Source organism: Kribbella swartbergensis, from assembly GCF_054784135.1.
Genome location: NZ_BAAGPM010000022.1, coordinates 31,739 through 52,236, shown reverse-complemented (window position 1 = coordinate 52,236; position 20,498 = coordinate 31,739). Strand labels below are relative to the sequence as shown.

Here is a 20,498-nt window from a genome sequence, read left to right as displayed (position 1 = left end):
GTTACTCATGAATGAGGGAGTGAGCCCTGATGGGTGAAGCAAGGGCGAAGCAGTTGGCCGACCGGATCCAGGTACTCGTCGCGGAGTTGCTCGAGCGCCGGGTGAAGGACCCCCGGCTGGGCTTCGTCACCGTGACGGACGCCCGGCTGACCGGGGACCTGCGCGAGGCGAGCGTCTTCTACACCGTGTACGGCGACGAGCAGGCCCGCGCCTCGACGGCGGCGGCGCTGGAGTCGGCGCGCGGGCTGATCCGCAGCGAGGTCGGCAAGGCCCTCGGCCTGCGGCACTCCCCGAGCGTGGCGTTCTTCCTGGACGCCGTGCCGGAGAGCGCCGGGCACATCGAGGAGCTGCTGGCCAAGGCCCGGCAGGCCGACGCCGAGGTGGCCAAGGCCGCCGCGCACGCCAAGCCGGCCGGCGAGGCCGACCCGTACAAGCACCGCGAGGACGATGACAGCGACGACGAATGAGTCCGCTGTCGCCGACGGCATCGTCGTCGTCGACAAACCGGCCGGCCTGACGTCGCACACGGTCGTCGCGCGGATCCGCCGGCTGGCCGGCACCCGCAAGGTCGGGCACGCCGGCACGCTGGACCCGATGGCCACCGGTGTGCTGGTCGTCGGCCTGAACCGCGCGACCCGGCTGCTCGGCCATCTCCAGTTGGCCGACAAGTCGTACGACGCCACCGTGCTGCTCGGCGCGACCACGACGACCGACGACGCCGAGGGCGAGATCGTCTCGACGGCGCCGGTCGACGGGGTGACGGCCGAGGCGATCGAGGCCGCGGTGGCGGGATTCCGCGGCGAGATCTCACAGGTGCCGTCGAAGGTGTCCGCGATCAAGGTCGACGGGCGGCGCGCGTACGAACGCGTCCGGGCCGGCGAAGAGGTCGCCCTCAAGGCCCGGAGCGTCACGGTCTCCCGGTACGACGTGATCGACGTACGACCGGGACCGTCGGGGCTCGAGGTCGACATCTCGGTCGACTGCTCCAGCGGCACCTACATCCGTGCCCTGGCCCGGGACCTCGGCGCCGAACTCGGTGTCGGCGGTCACCTCACCGCATTGCGCCGTACCCGGGTCGGTTCCTTCGACCTCTCGGCCGCGCACACGCTGGAGTCGCTGGCCGAGTCCTTCGAGTGGCTCCCGATCGCCGAGGTCGCGGCCGGAACCTTCCCCCGGTACGACGCCGACGCCGAGCAGGCCGCCGCCATCCGCACCGGCCGCCCTCTTCCGGGGCTGAAGCTCCAGGCCGGCCAAACTGCCATGTTCGACTCGGCCGGCACCTTCCTGGCCCTCTACGAACCTCACGGCCCCATCGCCAAACCGACCGCTGTCTTCGTCGGCTAGACACGCTTCGTCGGCTGGACACGCCGGGGCAGGCCGCCTGGCGGCTCCGGGGCCGGCCGATCGGGGCAACTGTGGCGACCTCGTGGGGGAGAGTCGCGGCCCGGCGCTGTCGGCAGGGCTACCCGGGTTGTGGGGTGAGTGCCGCCAGGCGAACACCTCAACACTAGGCGTATCCGGACCGACCCGTACCGGAAATACCCAAACCGATCCGCTGAGCGGACACTCCGCGGCGCGGAAGGACTGTCCATGGCGACCTCTAGCGTCTGATCCATGAGATATGGGTTCGTGATGGCTTATGGGGACGCGCGGGCGGCGGCGGAGCTGGCCGCGCTGGCGGAGGAGCACGGGTGGGACGGCTTCTTCGTGTGGGAGTCGGTGTGGGGGATCGACGCCTGGGCGATGCTGGCCGCGGCGGCGATGACGACCGACCGGATCCGGCTGGGGACGATGCTGACGCCGTTGCCGCGGCGCAAACCGTGGGATCTGGCCGGCCAGACCTCGACGGTGGACAACCTGAGCAACGGGCGGGTGACGCTGTCGGTCGGGCTGGGGGTCGCGGGGGAGGAGCGGTTCTGGCTGTTCGAGGACGACCCGGGCCGCAAGGTCCGCGCGGAGTTGATGGACGAGTCGCTCGAGATGCTGCAGCACCTGTGGCGGGACCAGCCGTTCGAGTACGCCGGGAAGCACTACCGGGCGAAGAAGATCGCCGAGCTGACGCCGCCCGCGCCGCCGCCTCCGGTGCAGCAGCCGCGCATCCCGACCTGGGTCGTGGGCGCCTGGCCGCGGCCGAAGTCGATGCGGCGCGCCGCGCTCCAGGACGGCTGGCTGCCGAACTACATCGTGCCGCCGGGTGTGGAGCGAGGCGAGTGGACGCCGGAGCTGTTGTCCGAGGGCGTCGAGTGGATCCGCCGTGAACGCGCCGCGCACGGCCTGACGATGGACGGGTACGACGTGGTGGCCGAAGGCAGCACCGCCGCCGACGACCCGAAGGCGGCCGACGTCGTCCGCCCGTGGGCCGAGGCCGGCGCCACCTGGTGGATCGACGCGGACTGGTCATCCCTGGACGCCGTCAAGGTCCGTGAGGCGGCAGCACGCCGCCTGAAAGCGGGCCCGCCGCGGATCTAGCCACGTAGGCTGGAGGGGTGCGTTCGCGTCCGACACTGCAATGGGTTCCCGGTCCCGACGTGGTGGCGCTCGAGCCTGGTACGACGGACCTCGCGCCGATCGCGGACGTGGTGGCTGACGGCGATGTCGTCGTCCTGTCCGGTGCCGGCATCTCCACCGAATCCGGCATCCCGGACTACCGCGGCGAGACCGGGAGCCTTCGCACCCACACCCCGATGACGTACGGCGATTTCGTCGCGAGCGAATCCGGCCGGCAACGGTACTGGGCTCGCAGCCACCTCGGCTGGCGCACGATCGCCCGCGCGCTCCCGAACGACGGCCACCGAGCCGTCGCGACGCTCCAGGCCCGCGGCTACCTGAGCGGGGTCATCACCCAGAACGTCGACGGCCTCCACCAAGCGGCCGGCGCCAGGAATGTGATCGAGCTGCACGGCAACCTGGACCGCGTCGTCTGCCTGGACTGCGGTACGACGTCGGCCCGGGAGCGGCTCGACCGTCGGCTGCGCGCGGCGAATCCGGGGTTCGAGGCCGAGGCCACCCGGATCAATCCCGACGGGGACGTGGACCTGCCCGACGCCGTCGTACGCACCTTCACCGTCGTCCCGTGTGAAGTGTGCGGCGGCGTGCTCAAGCCCGATGTGGTGTTCTTCGGCGAGAACGTCCCGAAGCCGCGGGTCGAGCGTTGTTACCGGCTGATCGACGACGCGGCCGCCGTCCTCGTCCTCGGCTCGTCCCTGACGGTGATGTCCGGCTTCCGCTTCGTCCGGCACGCGGCGAAGGCCGGCAAGCCGGTCCTGATCGTCAACCAGGGCTTCACCCGCGGCGACCCGTACGCAGCGCATCGCGTGAACCTTCCCCTCGGCCGGGCGCTGACCGAGCTCATGCAGCTGCTGTGAAACACCGCCGGGCCGCGCCATGCGTGAGATGGCTCGGCCCGGGGTCCGCTCTACGGATTTGAAAGGGTCAGCGTTGCGCGCTGGTCCGTAGGCGGTTCAGGGAGGCCTCGACGGCCTGAGGGGAGGCCGCTGCCTGCCGGGACAGCTCCCGGCCGCGAGCGGCCCAGGCGGCCTGCTCGGCCGCGGTCACCACGACGGGCCGGCCGGTCAGGGCCTTGAAGGTCAGTGATGCCACACCGGCCTGTCCTTCGTAGCGCGGGTGGTAGTTCAGTGCCCGCAGCGGGTTGATGTCCTTGCCCTGGATCCACGCCTGCCCGTCCGGCGCGCAGGCGTCGTGCCCGGTGGACGGGCCGAACGTATCGACGTACAGCACGCCGGTCGCGGCGGCCGCGTTCGCGATCGCGGCGTTGAGCGCCTCCTCGATCGAGTACAGGTACGCGTAGTCGCCGTCGGCGAACGGCAGGATCGACGGGCAGGTGCCGTGTTCCGGTGCGATCTTCGGGTAGCCGATCAGTGCGATCGTTGCCTTCGGCGACCGCTGTTTGATGCCCTGGACAACGGTCGTGATCCGGGCCTGGGTCTGGACGATCCGCGCCTTCAGCGTGTCCACGCCGTTGACGGTGAAGTGCGCCTTGCAGGGCGCCCCGGTCGGGTCACTGGCCCGCAACCCAGGGCAGGTGTCGATGATGTCGCCGAACACCCCGAAGTCGTTGCCGCCGATTCCCAGGGTGACCAGGTCGGTGTCCGGCCGCAGCGCGGTGAACTGCGGCGCCGCCGTCCCGACGATCGTGCTCTGCGGCTGCGTCATGTTCGTGGTGTCCGCGCCGCCGCAACTCACGTCGGTGTACCAGGCGACCCGCAGCAGCCGGGCGAGGATCTTCGGGTAGTTGCTCGTCGATCGCACGCATCCCAGCGACAGCAGCTCCGGCAGCGGCACCAGGGGCGCCGACGTGTAGGAGTCACCGAGGGCGACGTAGTGCTTGAACAGCGGTGCCTCGTACGAGGCCGAGGCGGGAGCGGTTGCGGCCGGCGCCGTACCGGGTAACAGCAGGAATGCCAGCGCTGCCGCGGCGATCCGACGGATCTTCACGTACGACCTCCCCGGGGAGCAGGGCCGGAAATCTCGGTGCCGACACACCCTAAGTTGAGTGACGCTCCGATTACAAGGGGTGATCGCCGACCTGCTTCAGCGGCCGGCGCAGCGGCATGGAATCCTGCTGTCATGCGTGTCTGGCACGGTTTGGACCAGGTGGAGCCCGAATTCGGCCCGTCGGTCGTCACCATCGGCAATTTCGACGGCGTGCACCGGGGCCACCAGGAGGTGCTCGCGCACGCCTCGGCGCGGGCGGCCGAACTTGGTGGCCTCCCGGTGGTCGCGCTCACCTTCGATCCGCACCCGATGGCGGTACTGCGGCCCGACCGGGCGCCGCTGATGCTGACCGGCCCCGCCGACCGGGCCGCGCTGCTCGGTGCCCACGGCGCCGATGCCGTGCTGATCCTGCCGTTCGACAAGGAGGTGTCGACCTGGTCGCCGGAGGAGTTCATCGAGCGGGTCCTGCTCGGCACGCTGCATGCCAAGGCGGTCGTGGTCGGCGAAAACTTCCGCTTCGGTCACAAGGCGGCCGGGCACGTGGACACACTGGTCACAGCGGGCGCCACGCACGACTTCCAGGTCGAGGGGGTCACGCTCGCGGGCGACCGGCAGCCCTGGTCGTCGACGTACGTGCGGGAGCGCATCGCCGAGGGTGACGTCGAGGCGGCCGCGGAGGCGCTCGGACGGCCGCTGCGGGTCACCGGTGTCGTGGTGGAGGGGGACAAGCGGGGTCGCGAGCTCGGGTTCCCGACCGCGAACATCCCCGCCGACCCGGGGGCCGCGATCCCGCTGGACGGGGTGTACGCGGGTCGGCTGACCGTGCTCGAGCCGGCCGAGGGTGCACCGTCGTACCCCGATCCGCTGCCCGCGGCGATCAGCGTCGGCAGCAACCCCACCTTCGACGGTGTGGACCGCCGGGTGGAGACGTACGTGCTGGACCGCGACGACCTGGAGCTGTACGGCGCCCGGATCGCGGTGGACTTCGTCGCGCGGCTGCGCGGCAGCCAGATCCGGTTCGACAGCATCGACGAGCTGCTGGTGCAGATGAAGGCCGACGTCGACGGGGCACGCCGGATCCTCACCGGGAATTAGGGCGGCGCGTCCACGGACTGATACGCTGGCTGCTGCCGTCTGAACGGCCGCGGACAGAGAGTGCTCGGGTGAAGAATGCCCCGGTGCGCCGCGCAACGGAAATCGAGAGGAACTCCGTGTCATCAGTTGATGCCGCCACGAAGAAGAAGATCATCGGTGAGTACGCCACGACCGAGGGTGACACCGGCTCCCCCGAGGTCCAGGTCGCGCTGCTGACCCACCGCATCACGCATCTCACCGAGCATCTCAAGGAGCACAAGCACGACCACCACAGCCGTCGTGGTCTGCTGCTGCTCGTCGGTCAGCGCCGCCGGCTGCTGAACTACCTGGCGAAGAAGGACATCAACCGCTACCGGTCCCTGATCGAGCGGCTCGGCCTTCGCCGATGACGTCGCGAGGAGCGGCCTCCCGAATCCCGGGTGGCCGCTCCTGGCGTATCCGTGCCCGGACTGGGTACGGCACAACCGAATAACCAAGCGACAAACGAGACGCCGCGGAGCGCGTAGCGGGAGGACGACCGGTCCTCGGTAGTGGCTTTCGGGAGGACACCCCCCGCGAGCCTCGATCGAAGACCGGCACCCGGAAGCTCGCGCCTCGCAGTCGTCGACCGTGAGAGAGGGGCATCCCGTGTCGGGATCCACCAGTACGCCCATGGAGGGCACAGAATTCGCCGAGGCTGTCATCGACAACGGCAGCTTCGGCACCCGCACCATCCGCTTCGAGACGGGCCGCCTGGCCCAGCAGGCCGCTGGTTCGGCCGCCGCCTACCTCGACGGCGACACGATGGTGCTGTCGGCCACCACGGCCAGCAAGAAGCCCAAGGACCAGTTCGACTTCTTCCCGCTGACCGTCGACGTCGAGGAGCGGATGTACGCCGCGGGCCGGATCCCCGGCTCGTTCTTCCGCCGGGAGGGCCGCCCGTCCGAGGAGGCCATCCTGACCTGCCGGCTGATCGACCGCCCGCTGCGGCCGTCGTTCGTGTCCGGCCTGCGCAACGAGATCCAGGTCGTCATCACCGTCCTGGCGCTGAACCCGGACGCCTTGTACGACGTCCTCGCGATCAACGCGGCGTCGATGTCGACCCAGCTGGCGGGCCTGCCGTTCTCCGGCCCGATCGGCGGCGTCCGCGTCGCCCTGATCGAGGGCCAGTGGGTGGCGTTCCCGACCCACAGCCAGCTCGAGGAAGCCGTCTTCGACATGGTGGTCGCCGGGCGCGTGACCGACTCCGGTGACGTCGCGATCATGATGGTCGAGGCCGAGTCCACCCCGGGCACGTTCGACGCCGTCGCCGGTGGCGCGCAGGCGCCGACCGAGGAGATCGTCGCCGAGGGCCTGGAGGCCTCGAAGGCGTTCATCAAGACGCTGGTCGAGGCGCAGGCCGACCTGGCCGCTCGCGCGGCCAAGCCGACCGCGGAGTTCCCGGTCTTCCCGGACTACCAGGACGACGCGTTCGCCGCGGTCGAGGCCGCCGCGACCGAGGAGCTCAGCCAGGCGCTCACCATCGCCGGCAAGCAGGAGCGCGAGGACGCCACCGAGGCGATCAAGAACGCGGTGGTCGACAAGCTCGCCGCCGACTTCGAGGGCCGCGAGAAGGAGCTGTCCGCGGCGTTCCGGTCGCTGACCAAGAAGCTGGTCCGGCAGCGGGTGCTGAAGGACAAGATCCGCATCGACGGCCGTGGCCTGACCGACATCCGGCCGCTCAAGGCGCAGGTGCGGGTGCTGCCGCGGGTGCACGGCTCCGCGCTGTTCGAGCGCGGCGAGACCCAGATCATGGGTGTCACCACGCTCAACATGCTCCGGATGGAGCAGCAGCTCGACACGCTGTCCCCGGAGACCCGCAAGCGGTACATGCACAACTACAACTTCCCGCCGTACTCGACCGGTGAGACCGGCCGGGTCGGTTCGCCGAAGCGCCGCGAGATCGGTCACGGCGCACTGGCCGAGCGGGCCCTGGTGCCGGTGCTGCCCTCCCGCGAGGACTTCCCGTACGCGATCCGTCAGGTGTCCGAGGCGCTCGGCTCCAACGGCTCGACCTCGATGGGTTCGGTCTGCGCCTCCACCCTGTCGCTGCTGTCCGCCGGTGTGCCGCTGAAGGCCCCGGTCGCCGGTATCGCGATGGGCCTGATCTCCGGCGAGGTCGAGGGCAAGACGGAGTACGTCGCGCTGACCGACATCCTGGGTGCGGAGGACGCCTTCGGTGACATGGACTTCAAGGTCGCCGGCACCAAGGACTTCGTCACCGCGCTGCAGCTGGACACCAAGCTGGACGGCATCCCGGCCAGCGTCCTCGGCGCGGCCCTGAAGCAGGCCAAGGACGCCCGGCTGACGATCCTGGACGTGATGGCCAAGGCCATCGACGCGCCGGGTGAGATGAGCGAGTTCGCGCCGCGGGTCATCTCGGTGAAGGTCCCGGTCGACAAGATCGGCGAGGTCATCGGCCCGAAGGGCAAGATGATCAACCAGATCACCGAGGACACCGGCGCCGACATCTCGATCGAGGACGACGGCACCGTCTACATCGGCGCGACCGACGGTCCGAGCGCGGAGGCCGCCCGGGCGGCGATCAACGCGATCGCGAACCCGACCATGCCGGAGAAGGGCGAGCGCTACCTGGGCACGGTCGTGAAGACGACCAACTTCGGTGCGTTCATCAGCCTGCTGCCGGGCAAGGACGGTCTGCTGCACATCAGCAAGCTGCGCGGCCTGGCCGGCGGCAAGCGGGTCGAGGCGGTCGAGGACGTGCTCTCGGTCGGCCAGAAGCTGCAGGTCGAGATCGCCGAGATCGACGACCGCGGCAAGCTGTCGCTGATCCCGGTCGTCGAGGGTGAGGACGACAAGAAGGCGGAGTCCGCGGAGACCTCGGGGGCCGAGACCGCCGAGTGACCCGAGCGATCACCAGCACGCTGCTGAGCCCGGAGGCGGGCGGTCCGGTGAAACGGACCGTCCTGCCCTCCGGGCTCCGTGTGCTGTCCCAGTCCGTGCCGGGCTTCCGGTCCGTCACGTTCGGCGTCTGGGTCGGCGTCGGCTCCCGGGACGAGCCGGAGCAACTGGCCGGCGCGACGCACTTCCTCGAACACCTGCTGTTCAAGGGCACCGAACGCCGCGACGCGCTGGAGATCTCCGCCGCGATCGACGCGGTCGGCGGTGAGATGAACGCGTTCACCGGCAAGGAGTACACCTGCTACTACGCGCGGGTGCTCGACTCCGACCTGCCGCTGGCCGTCGACGTCATCTGCGACATGATCACCTCCGCCACGCTGACCAGCGCGGACGTGGAGAGTGAGCGCGACGTCATCGACGAGGAGATCGCGATGCACGCCGACGAGACGTCGGACCACATCCACGATCTCTTCGCCGAGCAACTCTGGGGCAAGTCACCGCTCGGCCGTTCGATCACCGGTACGCCGGAATCGGTCGCCGGGCTGTCCCGCCGGCAGGTGGCCGGCTGGTACCGCCGCCGCTACAAGCCGGCCAACATCGTCGTCTCGGTCGCCGGCAACGTCGAGCACACCGATGTCGTCCGCCTGGTCCGCAAGGCGTTCGAGCGGCACTGGGTCACCGGCGAGGCCGAGCCGGCTCCGGTACGACGCGGTGCGGGCAAGCCGGTCCCGACGTACGGCGGGGTGCGCGTGCACCACCGCGAGGTCGAGCAGGCGCACCTGGTGCTGGGGATGCCGGGCCTGGTCCGCAACGACGAACGGCGCTACGTGGCCGGCGTACTGCACGGGATCGTCGGCGGAGGTATGTCGTCGCGGCTGTTCCAGGAGGTCCGGGAGAAACGCGGTCTGGCGTACTCGGTCTTCACCTTCGGGGCGGCGTACTCGGACTCCGGCATGGTCGGTGTGTACGCGGGCTGCCTGCCGAAGAAGGCCGGCGAGGTGCTCGACGTGGTCCGCTCGGAACTCGAATCGATTGCCAACGGCAACATCACGCCGGACGAGCTGCTCCGCGGCAAGGGCCAGATGCGCGGCTCGGTGGTGATGGGCCTGGAGGACACCGGGGCCAAGATGACCCGGATCGCCAAGGCCGAACTGGTGTACGGCGAGCTGCCCAGCGTCGACGAGATCCTGCACCGCATCGACGCGGTCACCCTCGACGACGTCACCCAACTGGCCGCCGACCTGTACGCCGGCACCCCGGCCCTCACCGTCATGGGCCCCTTCGACGAGGACACCAGCGCCTTCGCGCTCTGACCACCCCGACACGGTCCCGCGACGTGCGACCACCGCCGAACTCTCATGCGGAACGTCCCACCTCAGTGAGCATTTGCCGGTCGAGGCGCAGCACCGCTGGGGTGAGGAGACCGGCGATGGCGAAGACGGTTGCCACCAGCAACCACCCGGTGGGACCGAGGGGGATGACCACGGTGGTGAGGAGGATCGGGCCGACCAGGTCCCCAAGGCCTCGGCCCATGGCGTGCACGCCCTGGTACTGGCCCACCAGGGTGGGCGGGGACAGGGCGTAGCCGGCGCCCCAGCCGCTGGCGGATTCGAGGATCTCGCCGCCGACGTGGAGGACCGCCGCCACCACGAGGAGGGCGATCGTGACGGCGCTCGAGGTCAGCGGGGTCAGGGAGAGCACCACGCAGGACAGGCAGAGCAGGAGGCCTGAGCGGCGGCCCGCCCGGGCGGCTCCTGGGAGGGAGTCGGTGCCGCGGGTCAGGCGGATCTGGAGCAGGATCACGGCGGCGGCGTTGACGACCAAGAGGACCGACACGACCCAGTGGGGTGCGTCGGTGCCGATCGCGATCCACAGCGGTACGGCGACGGTCAGCATCGGGTTGTGGATGTTCAGGAGCCCGTTCAGAGCCATGAACAGCACGAACGGACGGTCTCGCAGCGCCTCCCACGATCGGGCCGGCGACGCGACCGCGGGCACCCGGGGCAACCGGAAGACCAGCGAGGCAGTGATCAGCAGCAGTCCGGCGGTGGTCAGCAGTCCGGCCTCGTACGCCGACGGCGTACCCACGGCCAGGACGATGCCGCCGAGACCCGCCCCGGCCGCGACGCCGATATTCGCCGCCACCCGGACCTGAGCCCGCGTGCGCAGGCGCTGCTCCGGCGCCACCACCGCATGGATCACCGCGCCCTGAGCACTCCGGTAGCCCAGGTCCGCGACGGCCAGCGCGAGGACGACCAACGCGTAGCCGGTGACGCCGCGGACCAGGACCAGGCCGGCGGTCGCGATCGCCTGCAGGCCGAGCATCCCGGCGTACATCTCGCGCGCGCCGAGCCGGTCGGACAGGTGCCCGAGCCAGGTGCTCGCGACCACCGCGATCGCCGTCGCGGCGGTCAGCGCGAGGCCGACGGACCGAAGGCCCAAGCCCGCCACCTGGGTGACGAACAGCGCGGACACCGTCGCCGCGATTCCGGTCCCGAGCCGGCTCACCAGCCCGATCAGCAACAACCTTCGATTGGTCACGAGCACCGACGCTAGATGGATCTTGTCCCAAGATCCTGGGCCAAGCATCCTCTAGAATCCTGGGCCATGACGGATCTGCACCTGGTCGTCGACCGCTCCCGCGGAGTTCGTGCCGGCGTCGAGGCCGCCCTGCGTGCGGCGATTCGTACGCTCCCCGCCGGCGCTCGGCTGCCGTCGTCGAGGGCACTGGCCGCCGAGCTCGGCGTCGCCAGGAACACCGTGGCGGACGCGTACAGTCAGCTGGTCCAGGAGGGTTATCTCACCGGCGACCGCGGCGCCGGCACCCGCATCGCCACCCCACCACCGCAGCCTCGGAAGCAGGCGTCGGCAGCCCCGGCGCCGGCGATCGTCCACGACCTGCGACCCGGCCGGCCGGACGTCTCGACCTTCCCGGTCGCAACCTGGAACGCCGCCACCCGGCACGTCCTCAACACGCGTCCCCGCGAGGCCCTTCAGTACGACGAGGCGCAAGGCCCGGCCCACGTGCGCGAGATCCTGGCCGGCTACCTGGGCCGCGCCCGTGGCGTGCAGGCGGAACCGGATCGCGTCGTCCTGTGCAGCGGTTACCGTCAGGCGGTCGCGCTGGTGGCGGGCGCGATCGCTCGGCAGGGCGGGAGGTCCTTCGCCTACGAGCGTCCCGGGCAGCCGGCCATCCCGGCACAGCTGTCTCGAGCGGGTCTCACCGTCAAGCCCCTTCAGGTGGATGCGGCCGGTGCCAGAGTCGATCAGCTCGACGACGCGGCTGGGGTGGTGCTGACGCCGGCGCATCAGTTCCCGACCGGGGTGCCGCTCGCGCCGAAGCGCCGTACCGAGGTGCTCGCCTGGGCGCAGCGGACCGGTGCGGTCATCCTCGAGGACGACTACGACGGCGAATTCCGGTACGACCGCCAGCCGATCGGCGCTCTCCAAGGGCTCGCGCCGGACCTCGTGGTGTACGCGGGATCCGCGAGCAAAACTCTGGCGCCCGGACTGCGGCTCGGGTGGCTCGTCGTGCCGCCGCACCTGGTCGACGCCGTCCTCGAGGAGAAGGCGATGAACGACCGCCACAGCGACACGCTGACCCAGATGACGCTGGCGGCGATGATCGAGTCCGGCGCCTACGACCGGCACGTCCGCGCGGTCCGGCTCCGCTACCGCCGCCGTCGGGACGAGTTGATCCGAGCCCTCGGCAGCTACCGCACCACGGGGATCGCGGCGGGTCTGCAGGTCGTGCTCGAGTTGCCCGGCGAGGAGGAGGACGCCGTACTGCGGAAGCTCGCCGAACGCGGCGTGGTCACGTTCGGGATGTCCCGCTTCGGCTCCGGGCTGCCTCCCGCTCTGGTCCTCGGGTACGGCGCTCCGGCGCAGCACGCCTGGGCGGGAACACTCGCTGCACTTGCTGCCGCACTCAGCTGATCGGCTGCGGTAGTGCCGGAAGCACATCGTGGGTCCCGGTCCGACAGGACGGAACCACGGCTACCCGGACAGTTCCTCGACCCACTTGCGCCGTACGGGAAGTACGCCGACGATCCGCTGGCCCGCTGCTACGCCAAGCGACTCGGCTGACGGGGTGACCGCGGCGTGATGCCCTAAGGTGGCGGCCGTGGAGTCGCTGGCCCGGATCACGCTGCGCCGACAGTGGGTGCTGCTTCTCTGCGTGATCGTGGCCGCGGGCGGCGTCGCGGCGTGGTGGGTGCTGAGCGCGGCACGGGTCGCGAACGAGGGCTTCGACATCACCGATGAGGGCTATTACCTGCTGTCGTACCGATGGTGGGACCAGAACCCACTGGCCCTGACCGGCGTGCAGTACCTCTACGGCCCGGTCTTCGAGTGGCTCGGGTACGACGTCGTCCGGCTGCGGCTCTTCCGGCTGCTGACCGTGGTCGTCGTCCACCTGTGGTTCGGGTACAGCTTCATGCGGTGGCTGCGCGGACGGCGGCCGGGCGCGCCGCCGACCCGACTGTGGGAGCTGGCCGGGATGGCGACGATCCTCGCGGCCGGTGGGATGTGTTACAGCTGGCTGCCGATGTCGCCCGGGTACAACGACGTGATCCTGCTCGGCGCCCTGACCCTGGTCTCGTGTGTGCTGTGGATGGCGACTGCGGTCGACCGCGGGACCACAGTGCCGTTCTGGGTGCTGATGGTCGCCGGCGTGGTCATCGGCGTGATGATGCTGGCCAAGTGGACCTCGGTCGTGGTGATCGGGCTGATCGTGACCGCGGCGCTGATCGTGCTGGCGGGTCAGGGTCTCCGGGCCGTTGCCCGAGGCATCGGCTTCGCCCTGGCCGGACTCGGGATCGCCGCGCTGGTCGTGCAGCTGTTCGTGGTCCGGCTGAACGTCGCGGTGCCGGGGATCATGGCCGTGAACAGATTCATCGCGGAGACGTCGTACTCTCCGGCCGAGTTGCTCGAGATGTACTGGTCGACCGGTGTCGAGCTGCTCGGGACGACGTTGCGGCAGCACGCGGTCCTGCTGGCAGCGGCCGCCGTCGCGGTGATCGGCCGCTGGCCGTGGCTGCGGATCGCGGCCGCCGTTCTCGCGCTCGTGGGTTTCGTTCTCTCGGTACGCCGGGTTGTCGTCGACGACGCCGCGATCGGAGGCTCGGCCCACACCCGGGTCTACGCCGTGACGCTGCTGGCCGCCGTACTGGTCGCCCTGGTGACAGCCGTTGCCGCGGTCATCGCTGCGCGGTACGGGCTAGCGCCCAGGTCGGCGCTGAGCCGGGAGAACGTGCGGGGCTGGGTCGTTCTAGGGTTGCTGGTGGTACTGCCTTTCGTGCAGGCGTTCGGGACGAACAACCCGCTGTACACGATCGGCTTCAACGCGTTCGCCGCGTGGGCCGCCGTGATGATCGCGGTACTGACCGGGATCTGGGCGGTGCCGATGGTGGCGCGGCTGACGGTCGGTCTGGTCACGGTGGCGTCGCTGGTCGCGGTGGCGTCCATCTCCTACACCGGGATGTTCGAGCATCCGTATCGCTCGGTCGGGCACGCGCAACTGACCGAGCCCGCGCGCCTGGCGCCGTTGAAGGGGGTCTACCTCCACCCGGAGGCGGTACGGAACTACGGCGAACTCGAGGCACAACTGCGGCCCTACCTTCAGCCCGGCCGGCCGATGCTGGCTTTCGACAAGATGGCCGGGATCGTGCTGATCCTGCAAGGCAAGCCGGTCGGCGAGGCCTGGGTGGCGCCGAAGGAACGCAACCGAACCGCGGCCGGGATCGAGGAGGTCTGTCAGCACGGCCAGCCGTGGAGTCCGGGCCGTCCGCCGATCATCCTGCTCAACCGCCGCATCTCCGACGTCGAGATCACCGCACTGCGCGCCTGCGCACTCGACTTCACCGCCGACTACGAGCTGCTCGCGCCGCCGCGGCAGACGATCAACCTGCAGGTCTACGTACCGCGCAGCGAACGTGCGGCCATAACACGCTGACGCACACCATGAGGCACCCTGGCTCGCGCCCGTCCGGCCTGATGAGATCCTTGGGTCGGTCGAACCTCTGCTGAAAGGGTGCGGATGATCAAGGTCGGTGTGCTGGGGGCCAAGGGCAGGATGGGCGCTCAGACGTGCCTCGCGGTCGAAGAAGCCGGCGACCTCGAACTGGTCGCCCGGCTCGACCAGGGCGACGAGCTCGACCAGCTGACCGCGGCCGGCGCCGAGGTGGTGGTCGACTTCACCCGCCCCGAGGTGGTGATGGACAACCTGGCCTGGTGCATCGAGCACGGCATCCACGCGGTCGTCGGCACCACCGGCTTCGACGACGAGCGGCTCGCGACGCTGCGCGGCCTGCTGGACAAGAGTCCCGGCACCGGCGTCCTGATCGCGCCCAACTTCTCCATCGGCGCCGTCCTGATGATGCAGTTCGCCGCGAAGGCCGCGAAGTACTACGAGTCGGTCGAGATCATCGAGTTGCATCACCCGGACAAGGCCGACGCTCCCTCCGGTACGGCGCGGCGGACCGCCGAACTGATCGCCGGCGCCCGCCGGGAGGCCGGATCCGGGCCGATCCCGGACGCCACCACCACGGCGCTCGACGGTGCCCGCGGTGCGGACGTCGAGGGGATCCGGGTGCACGGCATCCGGCTGCGCGGCCTGATCGCGCACCAGGAGGTGCTGTTCGGCGACACCGGCGAGACGCTCACGATCCGGCACGACTCGATGGCCCGGGTCTCGTTCATGGCCGGCGTCCTGCTCGGTGTCCGCCGGATCGCCGGCGCGCCCGGACTCACCGTCGGTCTCGAGCACTTCATGGATCTCGACTGACATGACCGCGCTGTGGTGACCGCCCTGTGTTGACCGCAAAGCGGGCGGCGATCGTGCTCGCGGTTGTCTTCGTCGTGTACGCCGTACTGCTCGGCTGGCGCGGTGTGCTGCTGATCGGCACCGGCGCCCCGATCGCGGTCGGGCTGGGGATCGCCGTTCTGGTGATTCCGGTCCTCGGGGCGTACCTGGTGTGGCGTGAGCTGCAGTTCGGCCGCCGTACCGAGGCCTTGGCCCGGGAGTTGGAGGCGGACGGTGGGCTGCCGGTCGACGACCTGCCGCGCCGTCCGTCCGGGCGGATCGACCGGGCCGCGGCGGACGCGGCCTTCGAGAAGTACAGGGCCGAGGCCGAAGCGGCGCCCGACGACTGGCGGGTGTGGTTCCGGTTGTCGACCGCGTACGACGCGGCCGGCGATCGCAGACGCGCCCGGGCCACGATGCGGACCGCGATCGCGCACCACGACCGGAATTAGCCCGGAATGCCACCGATAACTGACAACGCGGTGTGGAACGGGCTATTTTCAGAGCAAGGCGCGTGGCAACCGTCACGTGTAGGTCGGAGACTGGGTGGAGCCGTCCTGTGCCATCAGACGGGTCTCGCCGCGCCTCGGACGACATGCAGGGGGCAGGTTTCGGCGGTCTGTTGCGCCGGCACCGGCGTGAGGCCGGGCTGTCGCAGGAGGGTTTGGCGGAGCTCGCCGGTCTGAGTGTCGACGCGATCGCGGCTTTGGAGCGCGGGCGTCGCCGGGCGCCGCGAGCGCACACGCTGCGCCTGCTCGCCGATGCGCTCAGGCTCACCGCGGCCGACCGGGCACAGTTCACCGCGGCTGCCCGGCGCGACACCGAGTCGCCGCAGCCGCAACTGCGCCGGTCTCCCGTTGCGCCGAACGAGCTGATCGGCCGGACCACCGAACTCACCGCAACCAAACGTTTGCTGGACCAACGCATCACCCGCTTGCTGACCCTCACCGGCCCGGGCGGCGTCGGTAAGACGCGGCTCACGCAGGCGTTGGCGAGTGAACTCGAGGACAGCTTCCAGGACGGCGTGTGCTGGGTCCCGCTGGCTTCTCTCACCGACCCGGCCGGCGTGGTCACGGCCATCGCGGCTTCCATCGGTGTGCACCCGACGGACCCCGCCAGACTGGTCGAGGAGATCGCCGAGCAGATCGGGCGCCGGACCATGCTGCTGGTGTTCGACAACTGCTCTCACGTCGTCGCCACGGTCGGGCAGGTGTGTGCGGCGCTGCTGGAGTCCTGCCCGAACCTGGCGATCCTCGCCTCCAGTCGTGAACTCCTCCGCGTCCAGGGCGAGAGCGTGTACGTCGTACCGGCGCTGGCCCTGCCGCACGACGAGGACCAGCTCGAGTCGTCGGCCGCGGTCCGGCTGTTCGTGGAGCGGGCGACCGCGCGCGGGTACGACGTGGGCGAACAGCTCGACCAGGTCGCCCGGGTGGTCCGGCGGCTGGAGGGAATGCCGCTCGCGATCGAGCTGGCCGCGGCGCGGACGAACGTGATGACGATCGAGGAACTGGCGGACGAATTGGAGTCCTCGTTCGTCATCCTCCGCGGCGGGTCGCGGACCGCCTCGCCGCGACAGCAGTCCATGTACGGCGCGATCGAGTGGAGTCACGACCTGCTCACCGCGGCGGAGCGGGAGGCCTTCGCACAGCTGTCGGTCTTCGTGGGCGGGTGGACGTTGGGTGCCGCGGCCGCGGTCATGTCGGGTCAGCCGTCGCCGGGTCCGCTGGAGCGGGCAGATGCGCTCGACCTGATCGGACGGCTCGCGGACAAGTCGCTGATCCGGATGACCCGGCGCAGTGGAGCCGCGCGGTACTACATGCTCGCGGTGATTCGTGAGTTCGCCGCCGGCCGGCTGGAGGCCGCGGGACTGGCGGAGGAGACGGCCCGTCGGCACGCGCGCTACTACATCAGCCTGGCTGAAGAGGCTGAAGGCCGGCTGCGGGGCGAGCACCAGGCACAGTGGCTCGAACGGCTCGACGGCGAGCTGGACAACCTCCGTGCCGCCATGGCGTGGTCACTACGGACGAGGTCGGTCCGCGAGGCACTGCGACTGGCCGGTGGGCTGTGGTTGTTCTGCTACCTGCGTGGGCACTATGCCGAGGGTGGTCAGTGGCTGGAGCGGGCCATGGCGCTGACGGACAGCGTCCCCTCGTCAGACCTCGAAGAACTCGCTCCCGCCTGCGCCAAGGCCAACCTGGGCGCCGGGATGCTCGCCTTCCTGCAGTGCGAGTACGACGCCGCGACCGCACGGCTCGAAACGGCGCTGGCGCAGTACAGGAAGCTGGGCGACACGTCCGGTGCGGCGCTCGCGCTGCAACGACTGGGGAGTGTGGCACGTGAACGTGGGGACTACGCCGCCGCAGAAGACCTGCACTGTCAGAGCTACGACCTTTACGAGAGTCTCGGCGATCGGCTGGGGATGGCGTGGGCGCACAACCACCTGGGGTTCGTCGCCTGGTTGCGCGGTGACCTGACGGTCGGAGCTGCCCGGTGCCGTAAGGCGCGGGACAGCTTCCGGCAGCTCGGTGACGGCGAAGGACTCGCGTGGTCGTTGATCAGTCTCGGGACCATCGCGCAGTACAGCGGCGAGCTGGTCGAGGCAGAGGACCAGCTGCAGGAGAGCCTGGCGCTGTCTCAGCGGCTCGGGTACCGCGAAGGTGTCGCCTGGTCGCTGAACCAACTCGGCATCGTCGAGCGACGCCGCGGACTGACGGAGCGCGCCGTACACCTGCTCGACGAGAGCCTCGCCGAGCATCGTGACCTGGGGGACCGGTGGCGGTCGGCGAGTGTGCTCGAGGAGCTGGCGACCGTCGCCCAGCAACGGGGGAGAAGCGAGTACGCCGCCTTCCTGCTGGGGGCGGCGGACGGGGTGCGGGAAGAGATCGGTGCGCCGGTGCCCGAGATCGAGAAGCCCGACTACCTGGCGACCCGGACCGCGATCGAGCAGGCGCTCGATCGGCGGTCGTTCCGAACCGCCTGGTCGGCCGGACGGGCCGCGCCGCTGGCGGCCGTGGCCGGCGGCTACCCGCCGGCGCCGAGCAGCAGCCCTGACCGGGACCACACCGGCCGGCTCTGACGCCGGACACAGACAACCGATCAGCAGTCCACCAGGGCTGCTGATCGGATGGTGCCTCGCGGAGCACCACGACCTGGGGGATCGACGGTACCCCGCGAGGGATCTGAGGGCGCGGACCTCGATGACGGACCCGGCCGGCTGTGTTCCTGTCTGACCCCCCAGGCAGTCCCCCCACCTCACAGCCGGCCGAAGCCACGTCGGCGTCGGTACCTCCCCGTCGAGCCCTCCCCGGTCGACGTCCGGTTCCTCCGCGCTGACTCAAGGTTGCCGAAATCACACTGTGTCGCACAGGGACGGAACCCTGACATCGCCCTGACAAATATGTCCTGACAACGAAGGTCCTGCGGTGATTTCGCCGACGGTAACTTCGAAATGCCGGTGGGTGAGGAGAATTTCCTCAGATCGTGCGGATTTCCGCCCCGCTGAACGGGTCGTCAGTGCAGATAGCCCGAGACGGCCTTGGTGAATCCCGCGATCCGGCGCAGCGGGGAGCCGGCGCCGTACCCCTGTTGCCCGGTGCCGTAGTCGTAGGCGGGCGGTTCCGGGGGCGGTGCGGGGATGCCCTCGCCGACGCAGGTGACGTCCTGATCCGGGGCCTTGCCGGTGGTGAGGAACGTGTTGACGATCTTGTCGGCGCACTTGTTCACGCCGCCGTAGATGCCGTGGTCGCCCTCACGGGTGACGGTCAGCAGGCGCGAGCCGGCGTACCGGCTGTGGGCCGACACCGCGAGCGCGTAACTGGTCGCCGGGTCGTGCACGGACTGGACCATGAGCGTGGCCGGCAGGCCCTTGCCGGTGGGCTGCGGCATCGTCAGCTTGGGGCGGTCCCAGTAGAAGCACGGGTTCTCGTTCATGCCCCAGCCGAGCAGCGGGTACTTCGGTCCGAGCCGGCCGGCGAGTTGTTCGCCGTGTTCACGGCCCTGCGGCCACGGGGTGTCGTTGCAGGTGATCGCGGTGAACGTCGCACCTTCGGCGTCGTCGCCGACGATCCGGCCGAGGGGCCGCAGGCCGACGGTGTCGCGCGACGCCCGCCGGACCAGTTCACGCTGGCGGGCGACGGACAGCGCGTCGACTCTGCGTTGCGCGGCGCGGGGGCCGCCCTTGGCCTGGGCGGCGGAAAGGTCGCGCAGGAATGCCAGGTCGATCGCCAGCGAATAGAAGTCGATCTTCGTGTACATGTCCCCGGTGACGATCTCGTCCAGGGTGTTCTGGTCGTAGCTGATCTTCACCGAACCGTCGAGGAACTCCTCGACCGCCGGCTGCCTCTTCAGGTCAGCCCGGAGCCGTTCGTAGGTCCGGATCACCGCGCGGGGCGACGAGCCCAGCTTCAGCCGGTCGTCGTACTTCGCCGCCCAGGTCGCGAAGTCCTCACGGAAGCGGCGCTCGAACGCCTCCGGCTGCGCGGTGAACGTGGTGATCCACGGCTGGGTGAAGTCGGTGTTGGAGTCGAGCACGAAGCGGCCGACTTGCTGTGGGAAGTACGTCTGGTAGTACGCGCCCAGCCAGGTGCCGCCGGAGTACCCGACGAAGTCGATCTTGTCGAAGCCGAGCAGTCGGCGGATCAGGTCCATGTCCTGCACGGTCTGCGCCGTGGTGACGTACGGGAGCAGGCCGCGGGACTGCCGGTCGCAGTACGGCTGGTTGAGCTGCGAGGCCTCCGCGATCAGGTCCAGGTTCCATGGGTCGCGGTCGCGCGCGTCCATCGTGTAGCCCGGCGCACCCTGGCAGGTGACGTTGGTGCTGTCGCCGGTGCCGCGCGGGTCGAACCCGACGGCGAGGTGGTCCTTGGCGAGCGGTGCCTGACTGGCCAGGTACGGCGCCATGCCGAGGCCGGCACCACCCGGTCCGCCCGGGTTGCCGAAGACCACGCGGCTCGGCTTGCCCTTCACCGGCGCGACCTTGCTGACCGCGATCTGGATGTCGTTGCCGGAGTACTGGTTCGCCCAGTCGCGAGGGGCGGTGATCTTGGCGCAGTAGGTCCGCAGTTCCGCGTCACCGCATGGCTTCCACACCGGTTTCTGCTCGAGGTACCGATTGGCCACCGGATGCGGCCGGTCGACCACGGTCGGGTCGTCCATCGAGGCAGTCGCCCCGGACCCGGGGACGACGAGAACGGCAGCAGCGGACAGCCCTAGGCCGACGGCCAGGGTGAGGTACTTCATGCAGACTCCAGCGGATGGCCTTGCGTGA

At 70.1% G+C, this 20,498-nt stretch carries 16 protein-coding genes; 13 read left to right on the top strand and 3 right to left on the bottom strand.

The window, feature by feature from the left end; translation table 11 throughout:
• The first annotated feature begins 29 nt into the window (after window positions 1–29).
• The 4 genes from rbfA to ACYVOK_RS18870 all read left to right on the top strand — a co-directional run bounded on the left by rbfA (window position 30) and on the right by ACYVOK_RS18870 (window position 3,365).
• The gene (gene rbfA / locus ACYVOK_RS18885; RefSeq protein ID WP_460663774.1) at window positions 30–467 is read left to right on the top strand and encodes a 30S ribosome-binding factor RbfA; all 438 of its coding nucleotides are present in this window, start codon (window positions 30–32) and stop codon (window positions 465–467) included.
• Window positions 448–1,344: a tRNA pseudouridine(55) synthase TruB gene (gene truB / locus ACYVOK_RS18880; protein WP_460663773.1), complete on the top strand. Its 897-nt coding sequence runs from the start codon at window positions 448–450 to the stop codon at window positions 1,342–1,344. Before rbfA ends, truB begins: the two co-directional genes overlap by 20 nt.
• Window positions 1,345–1,614: 270 nt before the next feature.
• Window positions 1,615–2,469: an LLM class flavin-dependent oxidoreductase gene (locus ACYVOK_RS18875; protein ID WP_460663772.1), complete on the top strand. Its 855-nt coding sequence runs from the start codon at window positions 1,615–1,617 to the stop codon at window positions 2,467–2,469.
• A 17-nt stretch (window positions 2,470–2,486) separates the two neighbouring features.
• Complete coding sequence (locus ACYVOK_RS18870; protein WP_460663771.1) at window positions 2,487–3,365, top strand: NAD-dependent protein deacetylase; 879 nt, start codon at window positions 2,487–2,489, stop codon at window positions 3,363–3,365.
• 67 nt (window positions 3,366–3,432) lie between these two features.
• Here the strand turns inward: ACYVOK_RS18870 and ACYVOK_RS18865 are convergent, their stop codons facing one another.
• On the bottom strand, window positions 3,433–4,455 hold the full coding sequence (locus ACYVOK_RS18865) for an SGNH/GDSL hydrolase family protein (protein WP_460663770.1): 1,023 nt from the start codon (window positions 4,453–4,455) through the stop codon (window positions 3,433–3,435).
• A 132-nt stretch (window positions 4,456–4,587) separates the two neighbouring features.
• On the opposite strand from ACYVOK_RS18865, the gene ACYVOK_RS18860 reads away from it, so the two are divergent.
• From ACYVOK_RS18860 to ACYVOK_RS18845, 4 genes are all read left to right on the top strand, one after another.
• Window positions 4,588–5,550 carry a bifunctional riboflavin kinase/FAD synthetase gene (locus ACYVOK_RS18860; protein WP_460663769.1) on the top strand — a complete coding sequence of 321 codons (963 nt, stop codon included), beginning with the start codon at window positions 4,588–4,590 and terminating at the stop codon, window positions 5,548–5,550.
• Window positions 5,551–5,666: 116 nt separating this feature from the next.
• Window positions 5,667–5,939 carry a 30S ribosomal protein S15 gene (rpsO, locus tag ACYVOK_RS18855; RefSeq protein WP_460663768.1) on the top strand — a complete coding sequence of 91 codons (273 nt, stop codon included), beginning with the start codon at window positions 5,667–5,669 and terminating at the stop codon, window positions 5,937–5,939.
• A gap of 262 nt (window positions 5,940–6,201) precedes the next feature.
• Window positions 6,202–8,433 carry a polyribonucleotide nucleotidyltransferase gene (locus tag ACYVOK_RS18850; RefSeq protein ID WP_460663767.1) on the top strand — a complete coding sequence of 744 codons (2,232 nt, stop codon included), beginning with the start codon at window positions 6,202–6,204 and terminating at the stop codon, window positions 8,431–8,433.
• Entirely contained in the window at window positions 8,430–9,743 is a 1,314-nt protein-coding gene (locus ACYVOK_RS18845; RefSeq protein WP_460663766.1) for a M16 family metallopeptidase, read from the top strand. Before ACYVOK_RS18850 ends, ACYVOK_RS18845 begins: the two co-directional genes overlap by 4 nt.
• Window positions 9,744–9,786: 43 nt before the next feature.
• On the opposite strand, the gene ACYVOK_RS18840 is transcribed toward ACYVOK_RS18845, so the two are convergent.
• Window positions 9,787–10,971, bottom strand: coding sequence for an MFS transporter (locus ACYVOK_RS18840; RefSeq protein ID WP_460663765.1), 1,185 nt, complete (start codon window positions 10,969–10,971; stop codon window positions 9,787–9,789).
• A 66-nt stretch (window positions 10,972–11,037) separates the two neighbouring features.
• Between ACYVOK_RS18840 and pdxR the strand changes: the two genes are divergently transcribed.
• The 5 genes from pdxR to ACYVOK_RS18815 all read left to right on the top strand — a co-directional run bounded on the left by pdxR (window position 11,038) and on the right by ACYVOK_RS18815 (window position 18,308).
• Window positions 11,038–12,366, top strand: a complete 1,329-nt coding sequence (gene pdxR, locus ACYVOK_RS18835) for a MocR-like pyridoxine biosynthesis transcription factor PdxR (RefSeq protein ID WP_460663764.1) — start codon at window positions 11,038–11,040, stop codon at window positions 12,364–12,366.
• Between the two features lie 187 nt (window positions 12,367–12,553).
• Window positions 12,554–14,383, top strand: coding sequence for a hypothetical protein (locus ACYVOK_RS18830; protein ID WP_460663763.1), 1,830 nt, complete (start codon window positions 12,554–12,556; stop codon window positions 14,381–14,383).
• An 84-nt stretch (window positions 14,384–14,467) separates the two neighbouring features.
• Window positions 14,468–15,214 (top strand): 4-hydroxy-tetrahydrodipicolinate reductase, encoded by a 747-nt coding sequence (gene dapB / locus ACYVOK_RS18825; RefSeq protein ID WP_460663762.1) that lies wholly within the window; start codon window positions 14,468–14,470, stop codon window positions 15,212–15,214.
• Between the two features lie 26 nt (window positions 15,215–15,240).
• Complete coding sequence (locus ACYVOK_RS18820) at window positions 15,241–15,684, top strand: hypothetical protein (RefSeq protein WP_460663761.1); 444 nt, start codon at window positions 15,241–15,243, stop codon at window positions 15,682–15,684.
• Between the two features lie 107 nt (window positions 15,685–15,791).
• A complete protein-coding gene (locus ACYVOK_RS18815; RefSeq protein ID WP_460663760.1) occupies window positions 15,792–18,308 on the top strand; it encodes an ATP-binding protein in 2,517 nt (838 codons plus the stop codon).
• Between the two features lie 434 nt (window positions 18,309–18,742).
• Here ACYVOK_RS18815 and ACYVOK_RS18810 read toward each other — a convergent pair whose 3' ends face one another.
• Complete coding sequence (locus ACYVOK_RS18810; protein ID WP_460663759.1) at window positions 18,743–20,470, bottom strand: alpha/beta hydrolase; 1,728 nt, start codon at window positions 20,468–20,470, stop codon at window positions 18,743–18,745.
• Window positions 20,471–20,498 lie beyond the last annotated feature (28 nt).